21 protein-coding genes are annotated in these 20,791 nt (G+C 71.0%); 11 read left to right on the top strand and 10 right to left on the bottom strand.

What is annotated here, in order from left to right; genetic code table 11:
• The first annotated feature begins 64 nt into the window (after window positions 1–64).
• Together NMK44_RS33415 and NMK44_RS33410 are read left to right on the top strand one after the other, a co-directional pair.
• Complete coding sequence (locus tag NMK44_RS33415; protein ID WP_254750200.1) at window positions 65–1,252, top strand: sensor histidine kinase; 1,188 nt, start codon at window positions 65–67, stop codon at window positions 1,250–1,252.
• A complete protein-coding gene (locus NMK44_RS33410; protein WP_254750198.1) occupies window positions 1,249–1,908 on the top strand; it encodes a response regulator in 660 nt (219 codons plus the stop codon). The genes NMK44_RS33415 and NMK44_RS33410 overlap by 4 nt, the downstream gene beginning before the upstream one ends.
• Before the next feature lie 53 nt (window positions 1,909–1,961).
• Here NMK44_RS33410 and NMK44_RS33405 read toward each other — a convergent pair whose 3' ends face one another.
• Together NMK44_RS33405 and NMK44_RS33400 are read right to left on the bottom strand one after the other, a co-directional pair.
• Window positions 1,962–5,183: a bifunctional cytochrome P450/NADPH--P450 reductase gene (locus NMK44_RS33405; RefSeq protein WP_254750196.1), complete on the bottom strand. Its 3,222-nt coding sequence runs from the start codon at window positions 5,181–5,183 to the stop codon at window positions 1,962–1,964.
• Between the two features lie 207 nt (window positions 5,184–5,390).
• The gene (locus NMK44_RS33400) at window positions 5,391–6,089 is read right to left on the bottom strand and encodes a LuxR C-terminal-related transcriptional regulator (RefSeq protein WP_254750194.1); all 699 of its coding nucleotides are present in this window, start codon (window positions 6,087–6,089) and stop codon (window positions 5,391–5,393) included.
• A gap of 82 nt (window positions 6,090–6,171) precedes the next feature.
• Here NMK44_RS33400 and NMK44_RS33395 point away from each other — a divergent pair, with 82 nt between their 5' ends.
• Window positions 6,172–7,122, top strand: coding sequence for a phosphotransferase family protein (locus tag NMK44_RS33395; RefSeq protein WP_254750192.1), 951 nt, complete (start codon window positions 6,172–6,174; stop codon window positions 7,120–7,122).
• 204 nt (window positions 7,123–7,326) lie between these two features.
• Here NMK44_RS33395 and NMK44_RS33390 read toward each other — a convergent pair whose 3' ends face one another.
• Together NMK44_RS33390 and NMK44_RS33385 are read right to left on the bottom strand one after the other, a co-directional pair.
• Entirely contained in the window at window positions 7,327–7,761 is a 435-nt protein-coding gene (locus tag NMK44_RS33390; RefSeq protein WP_254750190.1) for a hypothetical protein, read from the bottom strand.
• A gap of 132 nt (window positions 7,762–7,893) precedes the next feature.
• Complete coding sequence (locus NMK44_RS33385; protein ID WP_254750188.1) at window positions 7,894–8,520, bottom strand: AF_1327 family membrane protein; 627 nt, start codon at window positions 8,518–8,520, stop codon at window positions 7,894–7,896.
• 275 nt (window positions 8,521–8,795) lie between these two features.
• On the opposite strand from NMK44_RS33385, the gene NMK44_RS33380 reads away from it, so the two are divergent.
• From NMK44_RS33380 to NMK44_RS33370, 3 genes are all read left to right on the top strand, one after another.
• Window positions 8,796–10,061: an MFS transporter gene (locus NMK44_RS33380; protein WP_254750319.1), complete on the top strand. Its 1,266-nt coding sequence runs from the start codon at window positions 8,796–8,798 to the stop codon at window positions 10,059–10,061.
• Between the two features lie 231 nt (window positions 10,062–10,292).
• Complete coding sequence (locus NMK44_RS33375) at window positions 10,293–11,897, top strand: MFS transporter (protein ID WP_254750186.1); 1,605 nt, start codon at window positions 10,293–10,295, stop codon at window positions 11,895–11,897.
• Window positions 11,898–12,066: 169 nt separating this feature from the next.
• Window positions 12,067–12,651 (top strand): TetR/AcrR family transcriptional regulator, encoded by a 585-nt coding sequence (locus NMK44_RS33370; protein ID WP_254750184.1) that lies wholly within the window; start codon window positions 12,067–12,069, stop codon window positions 12,649–12,651.
• Window positions 12,652–12,666: 15 nt separating this feature from the next.
• On the opposite strand, the gene NMK44_RS33365 is transcribed toward NMK44_RS33370, so the two are convergent.
• Window positions 12,667–13,308 carry a TetR/AcrR family transcriptional regulator gene (locus NMK44_RS33365; protein WP_254750317.1) on the bottom strand — a complete coding sequence of 214 codons (642 nt, stop codon included), beginning with the start codon at window positions 13,306–13,308 and terminating at the stop codon, window positions 12,667–12,669.
• 83 nt (window positions 13,309–13,391) lie between these two features.
• On the opposite strand from NMK44_RS33365, the gene NMK44_RS33360 reads away from it, so the two are divergent.
• Both NMK44_RS33360 and NMK44_RS33355 read left to right on the top strand, forming a co-directional pair.
• Window positions 13,392–14,072, top strand: coding sequence for a ribonuclease H family protein (locus tag NMK44_RS33360; RefSeq protein WP_254750182.1), 681 nt, complete (start codon window positions 13,392–13,394; stop codon window positions 14,070–14,072).
• A gap of 138 nt (window positions 14,073–14,210) precedes the next feature.
• Window positions 14,211–14,852, top strand: coding sequence for a LysE family translocator (locus NMK44_RS33355; protein ID WP_254750180.1), 642 nt, complete (start codon window positions 14,211–14,213; stop codon window positions 14,850–14,852).
• Between the two features lie 56 nt (window positions 14,853–14,908).
• On the opposite strand, the gene NMK44_RS33350 is transcribed toward NMK44_RS33355, so the two are convergent.
• The 4 genes from NMK44_RS33350 to NMK44_RS33335 form a co-directional block, all read right to left on the bottom strand.
• Window positions 14,909–15,400 carry a hypothetical protein gene (locus NMK44_RS33350; protein ID WP_254750178.1) on the bottom strand — a complete coding sequence of 164 codons (492 nt, stop codon included), beginning with the start codon at window positions 15,398–15,400 and terminating at the stop codon, window positions 14,909–14,911.
• Between the two features lie 37 nt (window positions 15,401–15,437).
• On the bottom strand, window positions 15,438–16,013 hold the full coding sequence (locus NMK44_RS33345) for a GNAT family N-acetyltransferase (protein WP_254750176.1): 576 nt from the start codon (window positions 16,011–16,013) through the stop codon (window positions 15,438–15,440).
• Between the two features lie 89 nt (window positions 16,014–16,102).
• Entirely contained in the window at window positions 16,103–16,510 is a 408-nt protein-coding gene (locus tag NMK44_RS33340) for a RidA family protein (RefSeq protein ID WP_254750174.1), read from the bottom strand.
• A gap of 176 nt (window positions 16,511–16,686) precedes the next feature.
• The gene (locus tag NMK44_RS33335) at window positions 16,687–17,241 is read right to left on the bottom strand and encodes a TetR/AcrR family transcriptional regulator (protein ID WP_302888928.1); all 555 of its coding nucleotides are present in this window, start codon (window positions 17,239–17,241) and stop codon (window positions 16,687–16,689) included.
• 217 nt (window positions 17,242–17,458) lie between these two features.
• Between NMK44_RS33335 and NMK44_RS33330 the strand changes: the two genes are divergently transcribed.
• Entirely contained in the window at window positions 17,459–18,451 is a 993-nt protein-coding gene (locus NMK44_RS33330; protein ID WP_254750170.1) for an alpha/beta hydrolase family protein, read from the top strand.
• Window positions 18,452–18,463: 12 nt separating this feature from the next.
• Here the strand turns inward: NMK44_RS33330 and NMK44_RS33325 are convergent, their stop codons facing one another.
• Window positions 18,464–18,838 (bottom strand): winged helix-turn-helix transcriptional regulator, encoded by a 375-nt coding sequence (locus tag NMK44_RS33325; RefSeq protein WP_254750167.1) that lies wholly within the window; start codon window positions 18,836–18,838, stop codon window positions 18,464–18,466.
• Window positions 18,839–18,977: 139 nt separating this feature from the next.
• On the opposite strand from NMK44_RS33325, the gene NMK44_RS33320 reads away from it, so the two are divergent.
• The gene (locus tag NMK44_RS33320; protein WP_254750165.1) at window positions 18,978–19,853 is read left to right on the top strand and encodes an NAD(P)-dependent oxidoreductase; all 876 of its coding nucleotides are present in this window, start codon (window positions 18,978–18,980) and stop codon (window positions 19,851–19,853) included.
• 263 nt (window positions 19,854–20,116) lie between these two features.
• Window positions 20,117–20,566 (top strand): PTS sugar transporter subunit IIA, encoded by a 450-nt coding sequence (locus tag NMK44_RS33315; RefSeq protein ID WP_254750163.1) that lies wholly within the window; start codon window positions 20,117–20,119, stop codon window positions 20,564–20,566.
• Window positions 20,567–20,791: the final 225 nt, after the last annotated feature.

Below are 20,791 nucleotides of genomic sequence, written 5' to 3'. Positions count from 1 at the left end.
CCATGCGACGTTGGTCGTACGCCGTGCCGGTCCCGGCTGCCCGTTCGCTTCCTAGACTGAAGGGGTGACCGACGAAAGACAGCCGCTGCCGCTCTCGCCCGCGCGCGGCGTGCCCTGGGGGCCGCTGCTGGCGGCGCTGTTCGTCCTGGTCGCCACGCGTGAATGCGCCGTCTCCGCCGATCTGACCGGTGCGGTGTGGCTGAACGCGGTGTGCGCGGCCGGTATGGCCGCGCCGCTGGCAGCGGGACGCGGGTTTCCCGTCTCCGCCGTGACGGTGACGGTGGTGGCGGCGATGACGCAGACCACATGGCTGACCCCGTCCACACAACTGGTGATGCCCCTGCTTGCCGTGCTGGTGGCGGCGTTCACCGCCGGCCGGTACGTGCCCCACCGGTTGACCGCCGTCGGGCTGCTGGTGCTATGCCTGGCCGAGGAGTGGGCCGGTCCCATCGGTGTCAACGCCGACCCCTCGGGCGACGCGCTGTTCGTCAACGTCGCGGTGTGGGCGGCCTGGCTGCTGGGGCGCTCCGCCCTCGGTCGTGAACAACTGGCCCGGGAGGAACGGGCCCGGTCGCGCGCCGAACATCTCCGTGAGGCCCAGATCCGGGCCGCCGTCGCCACGGAGCGTCAGGCCGTCGCACGCGATCTGCACGACACCGTCGCCCACGCGGTGACCCTCATGGTGCTCCAGGCCACGGGCACCCGGCTGGTCGCCCGCGACCGGCCCGAAGCCGCGGCCACCGCGCTGGCGTCGATCGAGGAGGCGGGCCGTCAGGCCATGGACGATCTGCGAGCCATGCTGCACGTCCTGCGCGAGGAGGATGACGGCTCCGACAGCGCGGACGCACCGCCGCGGCCGGGCCCGACCCTGGAGGCGCTCGACGAACTCGTCCGCAGGGCCGCCGACAGCGGTGTCGACATCACCCTCGACCGTCCGGCCGACTGCACCCACCTCCCCCGTACCCTGTCCACCGCCGCGTACCGGGCGGCGCAGGAGGGGCTGACCAATGCCACCCGCCACGCTCCCGGCGCAGCGGTCCACCTCACGGTGCGGGCCGCCCCCGGCCATCTCACCGTCGTCGTCTCCAACGGCCCCTCCCCGCAGGAACGTCCTCCCGTCACGGTGGGCAGTGGCACGGGGCTGGTCGGGTTGCGCGAGCGAGTGACCGCCCTCGGCGGCACGATGGCGGCCACCACCCGGCACGATGGCGGCTTCACCCTGACCACCGAGCTGCCCAGGAAGACACCGTGAGCCGCATTCGTGTCCTCATCGCCGATGACGAACCCCTCGTACGCGGTGGACTCTCCCTGATCGTCGAGGCTGCCGACGACCTCACCGTGGCCGGGGAAGCGGCCTCGGGGCCGGAAACCCTCGCCCAGACCGCGCACCTCGGACCGGATGTGGTGCTCCTGGACATCCAGATGCCCGGCAGTGACGGCATCGATGTGACCCGCCGCCTGCGGACCCGCCCCGGCGGCCCGCGCATCGTCATCGTCACCACCTTCGGCCTGGACCGCTACCTTCACCAGGCGCTGGACGCGGGAGCCGACGGATTCGTGCTCAAGGACTCCCCGGCGGAACTCATCCAGCAGGCCGTCCGATCCGCCCACCAGGGCGACGCGGTGCTGTCCCCGCAGATGACGCGCAAGCTCATTCACCGCTACACCGCCCACGCGCTGCCAGACCCCGCCCCACCGCCCGGATACGACCAGCTCACCCACCGGGAGCGGCACGTACTCCACCTCGTGTCCGAGGGCCACTCCAATGCCGAGATCGCCGGCCGGCTCTGCATCAGTGAAGCCACCGTCAAGACCCACATCACCCGGATCCTGATGAAACTCGGCGTCCGCGACCGCGCCCAGGCCATCGTGCTGGTCCATCGCCACGGTCTGTTCCGCCCCGGCTGAGTGGGATCTCCGCCCGCGGTCCGCAACGGGGGCGGGCCGCGGGCGGAGCCGGGTCAGCCTGCGTAGACGTCCTCGATGTACCGGCCCCGGACCGTCAGCGACCGCAGCCAGTCGTGTGCCGCGTCCTCCCCGGCGCCCGGGGTGTGCCGTGTGTACAGGGCCCGGAAGGCGTCGCGGACACCCGGTGCCATACGGCTGCCGTCACCGCACACGTACACCGTCGCCCCTGCCTCCAGTAGCCGCCACACCTCGTCGGCCTCCGCCATCACGCGGTCCTGGACGAACCGCGCCCCGTCGACCGGCGCTTCGCTGAAGACCGGCCGCAGCGATACGGCACCGGACCGCTCCGCGGCGCGCAGCTCATCGGCGTGCAGGAAGTCGGCGTCGGGTGCGTCACAGCCGAAGTAGCACAAGGCCGGGGCGAGTTCGGCGCCATCGGCCATCAGGGCGCCGCGGTCGGCGATGGCACCGCGGAACGGGGCCAGCCCGGTTCCGGCCGCGACCATGATGACGGGGGTCCGTGTGTCGGGGCGGATGCGGAACGCCTCACGGCACGGCTGGACCCGGGCGAGCACGGTGTCACCGGGGCGCAGGGAGGCCAGATGGCCGGATCCGGAGCCGTGGAAGGTGCCGCGTCCGGAGCGTGCGGGGGCCCGGAGCACCGAGACCATGAGGTCGATGACACCGGGGCTGACGGCGGGGGAGGAGGAGATGGAGTAGTGGCGGGGGCGGACCGGCGACAGCAGCTCCAGCGCCACCGGCAGGGTGAGCGCCTCCCGCAGGGCCGGGTGGTCCTCGACCAGGTCCAGCACGGTGCGGTGGTCCGCGGCGCGCGCGGTCGCGTCCTCGGCCAGCCTCAGCAGCTCCTGCCGCTCCGGCGGGCATGGGTTGAGCCCGGCCAGGGTGGCGAACTGCTCGGCAGTCGGCCGGTCCTGGAGCTCGAGGTGCCGGGTGAGCAGCTCACGGACGGTCAGCGGCCGGTCGACGGCGAGCCCGTCGCGGCGGGGGCGGCGCGCGGTGATCTGGACGACGGTGTCCAGCCCGAGGCCCAGGATCCGGGCCGCGCGTTCCACCAGCGCGGGGGCGTTGGCCGGGAGCACCGTGAGGTGGTCCGCGGTCCGGTAGGTCATACCGTCCGGGAGCGCCAGCCGGACCAGCCGCTTGACCCGCGGGTACGCGGGGTGGCTGAGACTCTCGGCCTCGGTGACCGTGAGCTCCGTCATCCCATGGCGGGTGGCGAGCGCGTCCAGTGGACCGCCGGTCACCTCGGTGACCGTGTAGCCGCCGTCGTCGGCCGTCTCGTCCCGCGGGGTGCCGACGGTGGCCGGGTCCCCGGTGTGTTCCAGCAGCGCGGTGCGCAGCGCCGTGGTGAACTCCTTCACCGATCCGGCCAGGTCACCCGAGGCGTCGGCCTCGGCGCGGGGCAGCAGCCGGGTGCCGCCGAGGGCCGCGAGCCGTTCGTCGATCAGGGTGGGGATCCGCTGGTAGGTGGCGGACCAGTTGCGGTCGCCGACCCCGAGGACGGCGTAGGCGACACCGTCCGCGGCGCCCGGCGCGGCGTTCTCCAGCCACCGGACGAAGGCGGAGGCGTCATCCGTGGGCTGCCCGTTGTAGGAGGCGGCGGTGATGACCACGGGCCGGTCGGTGGGCAGTTCGCCGGTGTGGGCGTCCAGCGGAGCGCATGCCGTGGCGCAGCCGATCTCCCCGGCGGTGTCGGCGAGCCGTTCCGTGAGGTCGCGGCAGGTGCCGTAGTTGGAGCCGTGGAGCAGCAGCAGACCGGTGTCCGGCAGCACCCGCGCGGGCAGCGAGCTGTCCTCGGCCGGAGTGGTGCCGGGGACGGTGGCCGTGGGAAGCGCGGTGTCCTGGCGGGCGCGGTCGGCGGCGGTGCGCGGAAGGAGGGTCAGGGTGAGGCCCTCGGGCTTGATGGTGAGTGTCTGCTTGAGGCGGAGCCGGTAGTCGGTGTGGTCGATCAGCCGGTAGCGGTGGACCAGCATGCCGAGCAGCATGGTGGCCTCGTGGAGGGCGAACTGCCGTCCGATGCAAGCGCGTTCGCCGGTGCCGAACGGTTTGAACGCATGCGGTGAACGCGCCGCCTCCGCCTCCGGGGCGAACCGGGAGGGGTCGAACAGCTCCGGGTTGTCGCCCCAGACCGGATCGCGGTGCAGCATCGTGGTGAGCACCCGGACGTCCTGTCCCGCGCGCAGCGGAATGCGGCCGCCCAGCAGGGTGTCCCGGTGTGGTGTACGGGTGAACGAGGGGGCGGTGGGCCACAGCCGCAGCGTCTCGTTGAGCACCTGCCGGGTGTAGCGCAGCCTGCCGATGTCCTCGAACGTCGGCTCGGGGTCGGCGGTGTCGCCCCACAGCCCGTCCACCTCGCGCCGCACCAGGTCCAGCACGGTCGGGTGCTTGGCCAGGAAGTGGAGGGCGAACGCCAGGGTGCCCGAGGTCGTCTCGTGTCCCGCGATCAGGAAGGTGATGATCTGGTTGCGGATGTTCTCCTCGTCCAGGGTGGTGCCGTCGGCCGGGTGCGGGGCCCGGAGCATCAGACCCAGCAGATCGGCGGGCTCCTCGTCCGGTGTGCCGCCCTGCGCGGTGCGTGCGGCGATCACCTCGTCCACCACCGAGGCCAGATAGTCGGCGTCTTGGCGGAACGCCTCGTCGCGCTCGCTGTAGTCGACGCCCGGTTTCCGGCTCAGCCCCGCCATCGACCAGGCCAGACAGCGCACCATCGCGTCGACGAAGGGGTGCGCCTCCTCGCTGTCGAACGAGCCGAAGTCGAACCCGAACCCGGCCAGTCCGATGGTGTCCAGCGTCATCCGGGTCATATCGCCCGGGACGTCCACGGGGGTGCCGGCGGCGGCGTGCCGGTCCCAGCCCGCGATCAGCCGGCGGGCGACGCGCAGCATCACCGGGTGGTAGGTGCGCATCGAGCCCAGCGCGAAGGCGGGCATGAGGATGTCATGCGCCTTGGACCAGTTGGCCTCGTCGTTGTAGGCGGTGAACAGCCCGTCGCCGGTGAACTCGCGCACATAGCGCAGACCCGGTCCGACCGCCTTGCTGAACCGCTGCTCGTCGGCCAGTTCGGTGACCAGGTCCAGGCCGCTGACGAACAGGGTGTCCTTGCCGTGCAACCGCTGGACGAAGACGGGACCGTGACGCCGTGCGTGGTCCATGGCCTGGAGGGTGGGGGTGGCGGTCATGCCGGTGGCGGAGATGTCCACGACGGGAGGGCCCGAGCGGATCCCGTCGTGCGGAGGGAGAATGACCTCGGTCATGGAGATGCCTTTCCCCGGGAGCCGGAAACTGCCGTGCGGGTGGATGCCGTTGGTACGGCGTTCCCCTCAGCGTGACGTTCCGGGCGGGGTGTCCGCAGACCCGCTCCTACCGGAATCTGTAGTGACCCAGGTCTCCTGACTCTTGCCTCCGCGGCGGGTGCCGCTGTATCCGAGGGGGAGACCTCAGGGGTCGTGCGGGCGGCCTCCTCACAGGTCACGCGCCTTCGGCGGCCAGACACCGGCGTCCAGAACGCCCAGCACATAGGCGCGGGCCACCAGTGCCGTACGGTTGGCCACGCCCCAGCGGCGGGAGAGCTGGGTGAGGTGATAGCTGACGCCGTCCGTGGTCAGCCCCACCGCGCGGGCGATCTGGGCGGTGGTGGCGCCGCCCGCGGCGAGTGCCAGGACGGTGCGCTCCCGGTCGGTGACCTTCTCGGTGGGTGAGCGCGGCGGCTCCTCGGGCGTGTCCTGGGTACCGAGCACCCTCAGCAGCACCAGCAGCCACAGGGGCGCCTCGGGCGTGTCGCTCACCGTGTCCGCCGTCAACTCCCCATATCGCTGCAGTCCGTCGGGGCCGGGCCAGTGCACCAGGACCGGATACCGGGAGCGATGGCCGTGCCGCACCGCCTCGACGATGCGCTCGACCTGCTCCACGGAACGGGGGTGGAACAGCTCCAGCACATCACGGCCCCGGAGCCGTCCCGGAGTGGTGCGCCATTCGGCCGCCATGGCCGGATTCGCCAGCAGGACGGTGCCGTCGGTGCGGCACACCGCGGCCGGGATCGGGACGCGGTCGAAGACGAGCAGCGCGCGGTTGCGCCAGGCTGGTAGGTCCGAGTCACCGAAGATCTCCGCCGGGGAGACATCGGTCGTCAGATCCCCGGTGGCCGGGCTCCGTTCACTCATGGGGAAGAGCCTAGGGTTTCCGGGATCGCGGTGGTCTTGAGCGGTGTCGACGGGCCGGGAGGTGGCGGTTAGCCTGGCGGCCATGATCAGTGGCGAGGAGGACTGGAGCGCGACACGCTCCTGGGTGGAGAAGCGGCTGCCCGCGGGGGACCGGATCGAGGCGGTCACCCGGTTGCGCGGCGGCTGGACCTCACAGATGCGCCGGCTGGACATCTCCGGTCCGTGCGGCAGTCGTTCACTGGTCCTCCGCTCCTTCGTGAAACCGTTCTACCTGCGGCATGCCGAGGGTCTGCTCACCCGCGAAGCGGGAGTGCTGGATCTGCTCGCCACCACGGACATACTCGCGGCCACTGTGGTGGACGTGGACGCCCCGGCGGAACACTGTGACCACCCGTCCCTGCTGATGTCCCTGCTGCCCGGGACCGTTCGCCTGACCGATGACGGAGCCGGCCTGCGGGCCGCGCTGCTGGCCGGTCAACTGGTCCGTATCCACGGGGTACGGGTGACGGGGGAGACCCGGCCACGGGACTATCAGGCCTGGACCGCGCCCGAGCGGGTGACACCCCCTGGTGATTCGGGCCGTCCCGGGCTGTGGCGGCGGGCCGTGGACATCATCGGGCAGGACCCGCCGCCGTTCGAACCCCGTTTCCTGCACAGGGACTTCCACCCGGGCAATGTGCTCTTCGCCGGTGAGGGCGAGGAGATACGGATCAGTGGTGTCGTGGACTGGGTGGAGACCTCATGGGGGCCCGCCGATCTCGATGTGGCGCACTGCTCCACCGCGTTGGCCCTGCTGCACGGTGTTCCAGCGGGCATGGATTTCGCCGACCGCTATGTGGCGGCGGGCGGAACCCTGACCGGGGAGGGCCCGGCCCATCTGTACTGGCGGCTCCTGGACGCACTGGCGTTCGCCCCGGACGCGGAGAAGGTGGCTGTCCCTTGGCGTGAGCTGGGCCGGGCGGATCTGACGCCCACCGTGCTGACCGGTCGGCTCGAAGACTACCTCCAGGCCCTCTTCGACCGCTACGCGTGAATGAAGATGTCGCACGGCACGGGTTCCGACATACCGACGAGGTGCCCGATGACCTGTGCGCGGGGGGTCTGCGCACGATGTCTTCGGACACCTCGCCGAGCTGCTGTGATCCTCGCCCGTGTACGACGCCGGTGGGTCCGCAGCGGCGCGGCCGGGGCGTACGGCGGCGGATCACGGAAGGGAACCGCCTGATGGTGGCTGACTTCAGGTGCCCAGTCGCCCACCGGTCAGCCGTGCCAGAGGGCGACGGCGCCGCGCGGCCCTCTTGCGGAGGACGACCACCGTGGCGGCCGTGGCGGCTGCCCCGGCACCGGCGGCGGCGGTCAGAACCTTCCGTGCCTTGATCACCATCCATGCGGTACCCGCCGCGGCCGCAGCCTTCTTGGGTGCCTCGACCGCCACGGTACGGCCGGTGGCGACCGCCTTTCCCGCGGTGGCTTGCGCTTTTTCCGCGGCGGCGTGTGTCGCTCGACTCGCGGTCCGAGCCGTTTTCTTCCCCGCCTCCTTCGCGGTGTCCTCAGCCTTCGCCGTCGCCGCCTTGGCCTGGGAGGCGGTCGTCTCCTTGGCCTTGGTGGCGGTGGCCTTGGCGTTCACGGTGGCGCTCCGGTCAGTGGTGCGTGTGCTCTTTGATTCGGCCATGGTCTCCGCGTAACCGAATGGCCGGAGAGCAAACATCGGGTGCCCCGATCCGGTGGTCCGGCCGGGCGCGCGCCGGTGCGCGGGAGCCGGCCGGTGGTGTCCGGCGGTGCGCCGGTGGAGTGCCGTGCCCTCTCACAGCCAGCCGAGCGCACCGAACACGATCAGTGCCACCGCGTCCAGGCCGAGGATGGCGCCGACCGTGATGGCCTTCGCGCGCACCGTGCGCATGTCGTGGACGGCGAAGCAGGCGATGAAGAAGGGCATATAGCCGAGGAGGAAGATGAAGAGCGGGAAGCTCGCCTGCCACCAGGACCAGTCCCAGGTCAGCACACCCGCGTGGTGCAGCATGAGTTCGACGCACACCGCTGCGGCCGAGTTCACCGCGACCATCACGGGACGGTTGGGCATCCCCAGGATGCGCACCTCGCGCGGTGGCAGGAACTTGGCCGCCACCACACCCATGATGGCGAACATGAAGCAGATCTCGATATTGAGCCCGATGAGGATCTGATACGCGGTTTCGCCCCGCGCGCCCCACATGGGGGCGCGGTCGGTGAAGTGGAAGACCAGTGAGTTCCAGATCTCGTTGAACCAGTCCATGCCCCACAGGGCGAGACCGGCGAACAACACGTTCCAGTTCTTGCGTTCCACCTCGACCGCGTACACGTAGAGCACTACCAACAGGAGCGGTATCACGTACCACTCGAAGTGGCTCGTGTCGCGGAGCTGATCGAGCGCGGCTCGGGCGTCGTCCGTCACCGTCCACCTTCCCGTTCTCTGGGTTTCCGCGGTGCCGGTCCGCGCCCCCACGGCGCCGCACCTCTGCCTTACCAGTGGGTAACTATGGAGGTGGCCTCCGCCGGGGTCAAGAGAGAGGCCGTACTCCAACGTGGCCGTGTGCCCTGTGGCTTCGGTCGGCCGGGTTACGACCGCCAGGGCGGCGGCCGGAGGAGGAATCGGGGCAAGTGGACCATGTGATCACTGCTGAAATGGCCCTGGGAGACGGGCCATCGGCTCTCTAGGGTCGTAGCGTGATCAGACACCGCATCCTGCCGCCCGCCGGTCCGCCCCGGACCCTCGCCCTCGCCCAGCTCATCAACTCCCTGGGCGACGGGGCGTTCTACACCACCTCCGCGCTCTACTTCACCACCGTCGTCGGTCTCGACGCGGTACGGGTCGGCCTCGGGCTCACCGTGGCCTGGGCGGTCGGCGCGGTGGTGGGCGTCTGGCTGGGGACGCTCGCCGACCGGCGGGGGCCGCGCGGTACCGCGGTGCTGCTCGCGCTGGCCACCAGCGCGTCCGTGGCCTCGTTCCTGTTCATCCGGTCCTTCTGGCCGTTCCTGGTGGCGGCGTGCTGCTACGCCGTGGCACAGTCCGGGCTCGCGGCGGCCCGGCAGGCCCTGCTCGCCGGACTGGTGGCACCCGGCGAACGGACCAGTGTGCTGGCGCATCTGCAGTCCACCCTCAACGCCGGGCTCGCGGTGGGCGCCGGACTCGGTGGATACGCGCTCTATTCCGGGACCCAGGGGAGCTTCCTCGCCGTGTTCACGATGGACGCGGTGAGCTTCCTGGGATGCGCTCTGGTGCTGTGGCGGCTGCCCGTCGTCGCCCCGGTGAACGGTGCCCGGGGACCGGCGCTCGCGGTGCTGCGGGACCGTCCGTTCACCCTGATCACCCTGCTCAACGCGGTGTTGCTGCTGCGGATGCCACTGCTCAGCCTCGGGATACCGCTGTGGATCAGTGAGCACACCCGGGCGCCGGAGTGGCTGGTGTCCGCGCTGTTCCTGCTCAACACCCTGGCGGTGGCCGCGTTCCAGGTACGTGCCGCACGAGGGGTCACCTCGACGGGCACCGCGATGCACGCCGTCCGGCGCTCGGGCTGGATCCTGCTGGTGTCCTGCGCGGTGTGCGCGGTCTCGGCGGCCGCCGTGCCGGTGTGGGTGGCGGTCCTGACGCTGCTCGCGGGCGCGGTGCTGCATGTGGTGGGCGAGATGCTGCACTCGGCCGGATCGTGGCATATCGCCTTCGGTCTCGCGCCGGACGGCCGGGTGGGTGAGTACCAGGGCTTCTTCGGAACGGGGCTCATCGTGGCCCGTACGGCCGGGCCCCTGCTGCTCACGGCGCTGCTGGTCACCTGGGGGGTACCGGGATGGCTGGTGCTGGGCGGGCTGTTCGTCACCGCCTCGTACGCGATGGGACCGGCGGTGCGGTGGGCGGAGCGGTCGAGGCCGATGACACCGCCGGTGGCCGCCCCGGCCGCGGCGCCCGCGGCGCCCGCGGCCGACACCCTCCAGAGCTGAGCGCCCGTGGGCGATTGCGCGGGGCAGTCGCGGAGCGGGAACCTTGATACCGGCGGGGACCCTAATTCATCAGTGCGCGCCAAGGGCCCTGGATATCCGCGGTGCGGTCGCGGCCGGGGCCGCGCTCCGGCCTGACGGCGCCCCCGGAATTAATTCATCAGCGTTGAAATGACATGGGTCGGATGGCGAGTCTCGGTCACGTTGCCGAACTCTCCTGGAGACCGATCACCGATGCCCGCCACGCACCCTCCCGAGGCCCGGAGCTCCGCCCGGCCACCCGTACGCCACGGCCTCGTCCTCGTCGTCACCTGTCTGGCACTGGGGGCCGTGGTCGCCGCCATGTCCTCGCTCAACGTGGGGTTGCCGCTCATCGCGCGGGACACCCACGCCAGCCAGACGCAACTGTCCTGGATCATCGACGCCTACAGTCTGGTCTTCGCCTCACTGCTGCTCCCCGCGGGCACCCTGGGTGACCGCTTCGGCCGCCGCCGCGCCCTGCTGGTCGGCCTGACCGTGTTCGGCGCGGCCTCCGCGTGCGCGCCGTTCACCAGCGATCCCGATGTGCTGATCGGCTGCCGAGCGGTCCTCGGCGTCGGGGCGGCACTGGTCATGCCCGCCACGCTGTCGACCATCACCGGCACCTTCCCGAGGGAACAACGGGCCCGCGGTGTCGGGGTGTGGGCTGCGGTGGCGGGCGGCAGCGCCGTGATCGGCGTCCTCGTCTCCGGCATCCTGCTGGAGTTCTGGTCGTGGGAGGCCATCTTCGTGTTCAACGTCGTCGTGGCGGCGGTGGCACTGGTGGGCACCCTGCTGTATGTACCGGAGTCCGCGGACGACAACCCTCCGAAGGTCGACGTCACCGGCGCGGTGCTGGTGGTGGCGGGCCTCGCCGTTCTGGTGTACTCCGTCATTGAGGCACCCGTGCACGGCTGGAGCGCCGCGCGGACACTCGGCGGGATCGCCGCGGGACTGGTCCTGGTGGCCGGATTCGCCGGCTGGTCGCTGCGGCGGCGCGACCCCCTGCTCGACCCCCGGCTGTTCCGTAACCCCCGCTTCGCCGCGGCCTCGCTTTCGATCATGCTCCAGTTCTTCGGGTTCTTCGGCTACATCTTCGTGATGATGCAGTACCTCCAGATGATCCGGGAGGACAGCGCGCTGATCGCCGCGCTCAGTCTGCTGCCCATGGCCGTCGTCATGGTGCCCAGCGCCCGGCTCGCCCCGCGGCTGACCGCCCGGCTCGGCATACGCGGCCCGTGGGTGACCGGTCTGGTCCTGGTCGCGGTGGGTCTGGCGACACTCGCCCAGCTCACGGAGGACAGTCCGTACGCGTTCGTGGCGGCCGGTCTGGTCCCGCTCGGCATCGGTATGGGCATCGCCACGACCCCGGCCACCACGGCCATCACGGACGCGCTGCCGAAGGCGTTGCAGAACGTGGGTTCCGCCATGAACGACCTGTCCCGCGAGCTCGGCGGGGCTCTGGGCATCGCCGTACTGGGCAGTGTGCTGAGCACCGGCTACCGCGAGAACCTCGAACTGCCCGGGATCCCCGAGCACATGGCCGAGGCGGCCCGTTCCTCGTTCGCGGCGGCCACCGCCATCGGCGGACCCGTGGTCGACCCCGCCCGCTCCGCGTTCATTGACGGTCTGCACGGCGCCCTGCTGGGCGGCGCCGGAGTGGCGCTCGTGGGCGCCGTCGTGGTGTTCGTCCTGCTGGGACGTCCCCACCACGCCGCGCAGGACACCGGCACACCGGACACCGGCACGGAGGATCCCGGTGCGGAAGCCACCGGCGCGGTGCGCTCCATACCGTCCGCGGGGAGCCGCACACACCGGTGAACGGTGTGCGGCGGGCGGGACGCACACCGCCCGCCCCGCACGGCACGCGCCCGGGGGCCGGAGTCCATCCGGTGGCCCCCGGGCGCGGCCCCACCGGCCCAGCCGCTCCGACTCCGGCCGCCCGGCGGCGGGTTGGCCGTCGACGGCCGGAGACTTACAGTGGGTGGTCATGAGCGATGGCAGGGGTACCGAGGCCGGACCCCGCACCGGCACCGGCACTCCCTCGCGGTCCCACGCCACCCGTGCCGCGATCCTCGAAGCCGCCCGTGGGCAGTTCGCCGCACGCGGCTACGAGCGCACCACCATCCGGTCGGTCGCCGCGGAGGCCACCATCGACGCCGCCCTGGTGATGCGCCACTTCGGCAGCAAGGAGCAGCTGTTCGACGCGGCCGCGGCTGTCGACACACGGCCGCCCTCCCTCGACGGCGTCCCCCGCGAGGACGTACCGCGTGTGCTCCTCCGCCACTTCCTGGAGCTGTGGGAGGGCGCGGACCGGTACGACGTCCTGCTCGTCGTCTTCCGCTCGGCCGTCACCAACGAACACGCCGCCGCCCGCGCCCGTGAGATCGTGGCCACCCAGCTCACCCCGGCCCTGACCGCCCTGACCGATGCGCGCAGGCTCGGGCTGCTCTGCGCCCAGTTCATCGGTCTCGCCACGGCCCGCTATGTGCTCCGCGTACCGTCGGCCGTGGCCCTCACCCCCGACGAGATCGTCGAGCTCTACGCACCGGCCGTGCGCGCCCTCCTGGACTGATCCGGATCCGGGGGATCAGGAGCGCTTCCGGCCCGGGGCGGACGGGTCGCCTCCCGGCCGCCGTCGGCCGGGCTCCAGCAGCACGGCCCGCAGCGGCGGGGTGAACAGCCGGACCAGCGCGTCCGGGCGCATCGAGGCGACCGGCTCCACCCGGAACACGAACCGCGTCATGACCAGACCGGTCACCTGGGCGCAGAAGGCCCCCGCGCGCCGGTGTGCGTCGCGCCCGCCCAGCCGGGCGGCGAGCCGGTCGACCATCTCGCGTTCCAGCGCCTCCTTCACCAGGGCGGCCATGGCCACGTCGTCCGCGGCGCCGCTCACGATGGCACGCAGCCGGGAACCGGCCTCGGGGTCCGCCCAGACGAGGTCCACGGAGCGCAGCACCCGCTGGGGGAGGGTGGTGAGGTCCCCCTCGAGGGCCTGGGCGAAGAAGTCGGCCGGATTGGCGGACAGCGAGAGGACCGCTCCGAAGAGCCCCTTCTTCGAACCGAAGAAGTAACTGATCAAGGCAGCGTCCACGGCGGCTTCGGCGGCGATCGAACGAAGGGTCACGTTCTGGTACCCCTCGGAGAAGAACCGTCGCCGGGCCACTTCCAGGATCTGTGTCCGGGTGTCCGGGCTCCCGGTCCGCCGCCCCCGGCGGGGCCCGTTATTCATCACGGGGGAAATATTAGGCCGGGGACACGGCGCCGACGGGGGAGGCGCCACCGCCCCGGGCCGGGTACTGGCAGTATCGGCGTATGGCTGAACAGATCATCGCCGCGTGTGACGGGGCATCGAAGGGGAACCCCGGGCCCGCGGCCTGGGCATGGGTCATCGCGGACAGTGATGGCTCGGTGGCGCGCTGGGAGGCGGGACCCCTCGGAACCGCCACCAACAACGTGGCCGAACTGACCGCGTTGCTCAAGCTGTTGGAGACCACCGACGCGGACCAGCCCCTCCAGGTGCGGATGGACTCCCAGTACGCGATGAAGGCGGTCACCACCTGGCTGCCCGGCTGGCGGCGGAAGGGGTGGAAGACCGCCTCGGGTTCGCCGGTGGCCAACCGCGAGCTCGTGGTGCGTATCGACGAACTGCTGGACGGCCGGTCGGTGGAGTTCGTCCACGTGGCCGCGCACCAGGTCGACGGCGACCCGTTCAACGCGGCCGCGGACCAGGCGGCCAGCCACACCGCCCGCACCCAGGAGCCGGCGGGTACCTCCCTCGGGTCCGCACTGCCGCCGCCCGAGGCCCCGACGGCGCGCGCGGCGCGTCCGCGCAAGGCGGCGGCGCAGCGGGGGAGCGGTGCCCGCGCCAAGGCGTCCATCACGGCGAAGTTCCCCGGCCGGTGCCGCTGCGGCGCGTCCTATGGCAAGGGCGAGACGATCATGAAGAACTCCGACGGCTGGGGCCATCCCGCCTGTGCCAAGGTGGCGGACTAGCCACGCGGTCTGTCGCTCCCGTCCGGCCGGGGTCCGGGCCCGGCCGGACGGGAGCGGGCCGGTAAGGGGATCCCGGGTTTTTCCGCGCCCGGTGAATATTCGGTTGGGAGCGGGCGGCTCCCTCATTAGCATCGCCGCATGGTCTCTCCCGATCGATTGGCCCTTTTTGCGGCCGCTTCGTTTCTGCTCATCATCGTTCCCGGGCCCAGCGTCCTCTTTGTGATCGGACGGGCACTGGCCCAGGGCCGCCGCGCCGCCCTCACCACCGTCGCCGGTAACACGGTGGGGGCGTATGTGCTGGTGATAGCCGTGGCGCTGGGTGTCGGCACCATCGTCGAGCAGTCGGTCCTCGTCTTCACCACGCTCAAGCTGGTCGGTGCCGCCTATCTGATCTATCTCGGGGTCAAGGCGGTGCGCCGGCGCAAGTCGATGCTGACGGCGTTCCAGTCCTCCGAGGGTGATCAGCAGGGGGCGCGGCGCGCCTTCTGGGAAGGGTTCGCCGTCGGTGTCACCAACCCCAAGACCATCGTCTTCTTCGCCGCCGTCCTTCCGCAGTTCGTCGAACGGGACGAAGGGAACGTGGCCGCGCAGATGCTGCTGCTCGGGCTGGTGTTCAACCTCATCGCGCTGATCTGCGACAGCGTCTGGGGGCTGGTGGCCGGCACCACACGGGACTGGTTCGCTCGCTCCCCGCGCCGGCTCTCGATGGTGGGCGGTGCCGGAGGACTCTCCATGATCGGCCTCGGCCTCGGCGTGGCGGTGACGGGCCGCAAGGACTAGGACCGGGACGTGGCCGGGCGGTCGCGCCTCACCCCCGAGCGCGACCGCCGATCACCTCAACCGCCGTCGAGCGCGGTGAGCAGCGCCCTGGCCTCGGAGTGCAGACGGCCGACGTCGGGATCACGGCAGAAGACCGACGGCCCCGGGTCGTACTGTTCCGGACTGCCGGGCAGTACGTAGTACGACCAGTAGGCGAGGTAGGGGCGGTGGTCAGCGGACGTGTCACGGCCGACGGTCACAGTGGCCGCGCACAGACCGGCGGGATCCGCCCCGTCCTCCGGCTCCTCCTCGGCGAGGTCCACGTCCCGTTCGTACGGTACGGCCGTGGCCGGGAGGTCCAGTACGGCGCGGGCGAATTCCCGTACGTGGTCGGCGTCGTCGAACGGGACGAACTCCCGGAAGGACGGCGGCCCGGCCCACAGCAGCCACCGCCGTCCGGTGGCCGTCGGTTCGTACACCACCGACAGGAGCGACGGTGTCTCCTCCTTCGGGTCGTCCCGCCAGGTGTGAAGGAAGACCTGCTCGAACTCGGGGAGATAGGTGATCACCGTCGGACCGCCCCGCTCCGTCGTCCCGTCCGGCCCGTCACCGGGTATCGGAGGCGGTGAGCGACTCGGCCCGGTCGCGCGTCATCCGCCAGACCCGGTCCTCGCCGGTCTCGGCCGGAGCGAGCCGCTCGGACGGACGGCGGAGCTGTTCGACGAAGCCGAGGCGGGCCGGGATGGCGCCGCTCGCGTGGTTGGCCTGATCGTGGACGATCTCGACGAAGTCGACGTCGGGAAGGCGGAAGACCTGTTCCACCAGGGCGCGGGTGGCCCGGGTGGCCACGCCGCGCCCGGTGGCGGCGGGGTGCAGCCAGTACCCGATCTCGTAGCTGCGGTCCGGGGTGTCATCGTGCCGGAACAGCGTGCAGGCGCCGACGATCGCCCCGTTGAGCACGATCGCGTAGGAGAACGCCTCCCCGCTCTCCCAGCGCTCCGCGCGGCTGGACAGGAAGGTGCCGGTCCTGGTCAGGCTGTGCTCGGGGAGCCAGCGGGTCCAGGGCCGGAGGTGCTCCAGCGACTCCTCGATGACCCGGAAGAGCTCCGGGAGGTCCGCCTCGCCGTTGAAGCGGCGCAGCGTGAGGCCGTCCAGCTCGATCACCTGCTGTGGGAGGTCCATGCCAGGAGGATCGTATGCGTCCGCCGGCGGCGGCAACGTGATTTCGGTGACGTCCCGCCCGGCGAACGTCCCGCCCGGTGGGCGGGAGTTCAGTCGATGACCGCGGTGGCCTCGACCTCCACCAGGTGTTCGGGTACGTCCAGCGTGGCGACTCCCAGCAGCGTGCCCGGCGGCACCGGTGTGACGCCCAGCTTTCCGGCCGCCCGGGTGATCCCCTCCAGTAGCAGGGGCATCTTGCTGGGAGTCCAGTCGACGACGTAGAGGGTCAGTTTCGCCACGTTCTCGAAGGAAGCCCCGGCCCCGGCCAGGGCGGTGGCCACGTTGAGGTAGCACTGCTCGACCTGGGCGGCCAGGTCGCCTTCGCCGACCGTGACGCCATCGGTGTCCCAGGCCACCTGCCCGGCGATGAAGACCAGCCGGGACCCGGTCGCGACCGCCACCTGACGGTAGGCATCGATCTTCGGCAGCCCCTCGGGGTTCAGCAGGGTGATGGCCATGGTGCGGTCCTCCTCGTCATGAGAGCCGGGGGCGCGCCCCCGGCCACTCGTGCTCTCTCGTGGTTACTGGGAAACCGTAGGAGAGTCGCCGCTGACCTGGAAGAACGCACTTTTTGGTGACTGAGGAACCTGATGGTGACCCAGCAGTTCAGCGGCGTAGGCGCGTGCGCCGGGCATCATGCGTCGTCGCCGCCGGGTGAGTGCTGTGATCGCAGCCCCTGGAGGAGCAGTCCGATCAGCCGACGGGGGTCATAGCGAGGGTCGGTGTCCCGTCCGATGCAGAGGTTGCCGATGCCGCGCATCAGTTCGTAGGGCTGGATGCCGGTCCTGATCTCGCCCGCGTCGGCGGCGGCGTCGAGCAACTCCCCGCAGACGGGCATCAGTCGGTCGAGGAAGTGGGTGTGCAGTGCGGCGAAGCGGTCGCTGTCGGACTGCAGGGCGTCCGCGAGTCCGTGCTTGGTGACCAGGAAGTCGACGAAGAGGTCGATCCACTGGCGCAGCGCCTCGAATGGAGAGGTGGTGTCGGCCAGGAGGGCCGGGCCCGCCTCGGCGCATGCCTCGATCTGGTGGCGGTAGACGGCGGTGACGAGGTCCGCCCGGGTCGGGAAGTGGCGGTAGAGGGTTCCCAGTCCGACGCCGGCCCGGGCCGCGATCTCCCGGATCGGCGCATCGACCCCCGAGGACACGAACACCTCCGCGGCGGCATCCAGCAGCGTCTGCTGGTTGCGCATCGCGTCCGCCCGCTTGCTGCGGGCGGACGCCCCTTTGGGCTGGCCTGACGTGGGCACCACGCACTCCTTCCGGTCGTCGTTGACGAAACGGATCAGTGTTCCGTATCGTAAGTGGAACAACGATCCGCTTTCAGGGTAGCTGAAGGCGGGCCCTCCGCCTTACCCGCCGCCGGCCGTACGCGACCGACGGCAGGCGCCATCGAAAGGCACACTCCTCATGAGCAATCCCTCTTCCGCGACCGAGACCCCCGGTGCGCCCACGCCCGTCCTCTCGGTCGGCCCGGTGGTGCTGTCGACCCCCGGCCGTGCCGTGGACCTGCAGGTGCGCGTCTCCGCCCCGATGACCGGCAGCGAGCTTCCGGTCATCCTCCTCTCGCACGGTCTCGGCTTCTCCCACCACCTCTCCTCGCTGAACGGCTACGCCCCGCTCGCCGACTACTGGGCGGCACACGGTTTCGTGGTGATCCAGCCGACCCATCTGGACTCCAGGACGCTGAACCCGGACCCTGGCGGGTCCGCGGTAGTGGCGCACTGGCGTACCCGGGCCGAGGACATGACGCGCGTCCTCGACCAGCTCGACGCGATCGAGGCCGCCGTTCCGCAGCTCCGTGGCCGTGTGGACCGCAGCCGGGTCGCGGTGGCCGGGCACTCGATGGGCGGGCACACCGCGAGTCTGCTGCTGGGCGCACGCCTCACCGATCCGCATGACGGAACCGAGGTCGACCTCGCCGAGCCCCGGATCACGGCGGGTGTGCTGCTTGCCGCGCCCGGCCGGGGCGGTGACGCCCTCACCGAGTTCACCGTCGAGAACTACTCGTTCTTCCTGACCACGGACTTCTCCACGATGACCACACCCGCGCTCGTGGTCGCGGGCGACAAGGACGACTCCGCCTTTCTGACGGTCGCCGGTCCGGACTGGCACGCCGATCCGTACACCCTCTCCCCGGGCTCCAAGTCACTGCTGACCCTGTTCGGCGCGGAGCACGGGCTCGGCGGGATCTCCGGATACGACGTCGCCGAGACCACGGACGAGAACCCCGAGCGGGTCGCCGCGGTCGCGCGGCTCACCGTGGCCTATCTGCGCAGCGAGTTCTACCCCGGGGACTCCGCCTGGCAGGCCGCGCGGAACGCGCTGGCCTCCGGCCCCGATCCGCTCGGACGGATCGAATCCAAGGAGGCGCCGCTCCGGGGGCAACTCCCCGTCGCATGACGGCGGATGGGCTCAGCGATCCGTCCCGACGCCCTCGGGGGCGATTTTCTCGGCCCCGATCCGCCGTATGCGTTCGGTGCCCCACTGCCCCAGGGAAGCGAGCGCGGCGTTGAGCGAGACACCGTGCTCGGTCAGGGAGTACTCCACCTTCGGCGGCACCTGACGGTAGACCTCGCGATGGACGAGACCGTCCTCCTCCATCTCCCGCAGATGCTGGATCAGCATCTTCTCGCTGACGCCCGGCAGTCCGCGCCGGAGCTCGGCGAACCTGCGCGTCCCGTGGTGGTCCAGCTCCCAGAGGATGAGCGATTTCCACTTGCCCGTGACGACGTCCATCGCCGCGTCGATACCGCAGAAATAGGGACCGCGTCGCGCTGACGGTGCCATCCGCCCCTCCGGATCCGGCCGGGGGCACTTACCCGGAGGTGAGTACCCGACTTATAAGTCCGTACTGGTCAACCCTACCGGCGGCGGCCAGGATCGAAGCCGGACGATCAACACGCAACACGAGGGGGAGCCCCGCATCATGACCACGAACACCAGCACACCGGTGAGTGTCCTCGGACTGGGCGCGATGGGCAGTGTCCTGGCGGACGCACTGCTGAGGGCCGGACACCCCACCACCGTCTGGAACCGGACCGCCGGGAAGGCGGACGATCTCGTCGCCCGGGGCGCGGCCTCCGTCGCCACGGCGGCGGAGGCGGTCCGTTCCGGCCGACTGGTGATCGCCTGTCTGCTGGACCACGCCTCGGTCCATGAGGTGCTCGATCCGCTCGCCGCCGAGCTGGCCGGACACACTCTGATCAACGTCACGACCACCACCCCCGAGCAGTCGCGGGAGTTGGCCACCTGGGCGGCGGAGGCCGGGATCGCCTATCTGGACGGCGGCATCATGGCCGTACCGGAAATGATCGGGAAGCCGGGTGCCTCGGTCCTCTACAGCGGTTCGGCCGCCGTCTTCCAGCGGCACCAGCCGCTGCTCGAACTCTGGGGCGACGGTACGTATTTCGGTGAGGACGCCGGACTGGCCTCCCTCTATGACTTCGCGCTGCTCGCGGGCATGTACGTCATGTTCGCCGGATTCCTGCACGGCGCGGCCATGGTCGCCCCGGCCGGTGTGTCGGCGGGCCGGTTCGCCACCATGGCGGCGCCGTGGCTGACCGCCATGACGGGTGCCTTCGCGGGGTTCGCCGAGGTGGTCGATGGTGGCGACTACACCGTCGAAGGACAGCAGAGCCTGGAGTTCTCCAGCCTCGACGACCTCGTGCGGGCCACGGAGGAGCAGGGCGTGGGTACGGAGGTCATCTCCATGGTCCAGAAGCTGATCCGGCGCCAGATCGACGCGGGCCACGGAAAGGAGGGCTTCGCCCGGATCATCGAGAGCATCAGGCAGCCGGTCTGAGCATCGCTCCAGCCCGGCCCGGGGTGTCTGTACAAAAGCCGCACAGGACTGGACCAATTTCTGGCAACTCCATGAAACTGCAGGTCAGTGCTGTGTCTGATGGGTGAGATGGTCACGGAAAGGTGAGGAACAAGGTTCCGCGTGGGGTCGCCGCCGTGCTACAACTGGTCTACACCACTGTGCGGCGGCGGGCCATGCGGTCCGCCGCCGCACCCCCACGTATCTGGCCGCGGACCCGTGCCGCGTTGTTCAGGAGGGCCATCGTGACCCATGTGACGTCACCGCTTGCCGGGCGCGCCATCGGCTTGGCGGCAGTGCCGGACCCCGTCTTCTCGGCCGCGATGGTCGGTCCGGGTACCGCCATCGATCCGGTCCGGGAGCCGCAGGAGGCGGTTGCGCCGCTGGACGGCGTGGTGCTGTCCCTGCACCACCACGCCTTCGTGGTCGTCGATGACAAGGGCCACGGTGTGCTCACCCATCTCGGCATCGACACCGTGCAGTTGGGCGGCAAGGGGTTCGAGCTCCTGGTCCGCAAGGGTGACACCGTGCTCCGCGGCCAGGCCGTGGTGCGCTGGAACCCCGCCGCGGTCGAGGCCGTGGGCAAGTCCCCGGTGTCCCCGGTCGTGGCGGTGGAGGCGACCGCCGACGCCCTCTCCGGTGTCCGTGTCGACGGCGAGGTGAAGTCCGGCGACGGACTCTTCCTCTGGACGTGACGACGTGACACCACCGCCGTCGCCACGGCGGCGCGCAGGTGCAGGACGGACCGCCCCGCGGCGCGGGGGCCGCACTACCGGAGACAGGTGAGATGGGAACAACGTTGCGGGGCGTGGGTGTGAGCCACGGTGTGGCGATCGGCCAGGTGCGGCATATGGGGACGGCGGTGCTGGAGCCGCCGGCCCGGCAGATTCCGGCGGATGATGCGCCGCGGGAGCAGGGGC

This window comes from Streptomyces cucumeris, from assembly GCF_024295805.1.
Taxonomy (GTDB): Bacteria; Actinomycetota; Actinomycetes; order Streptomycetales; family Streptomycetaceae; genus Streptomyces; species Streptomyces cucumeris.
This window is presented reverse-complemented; position numbering and strand designations above follow the sequence as displayed.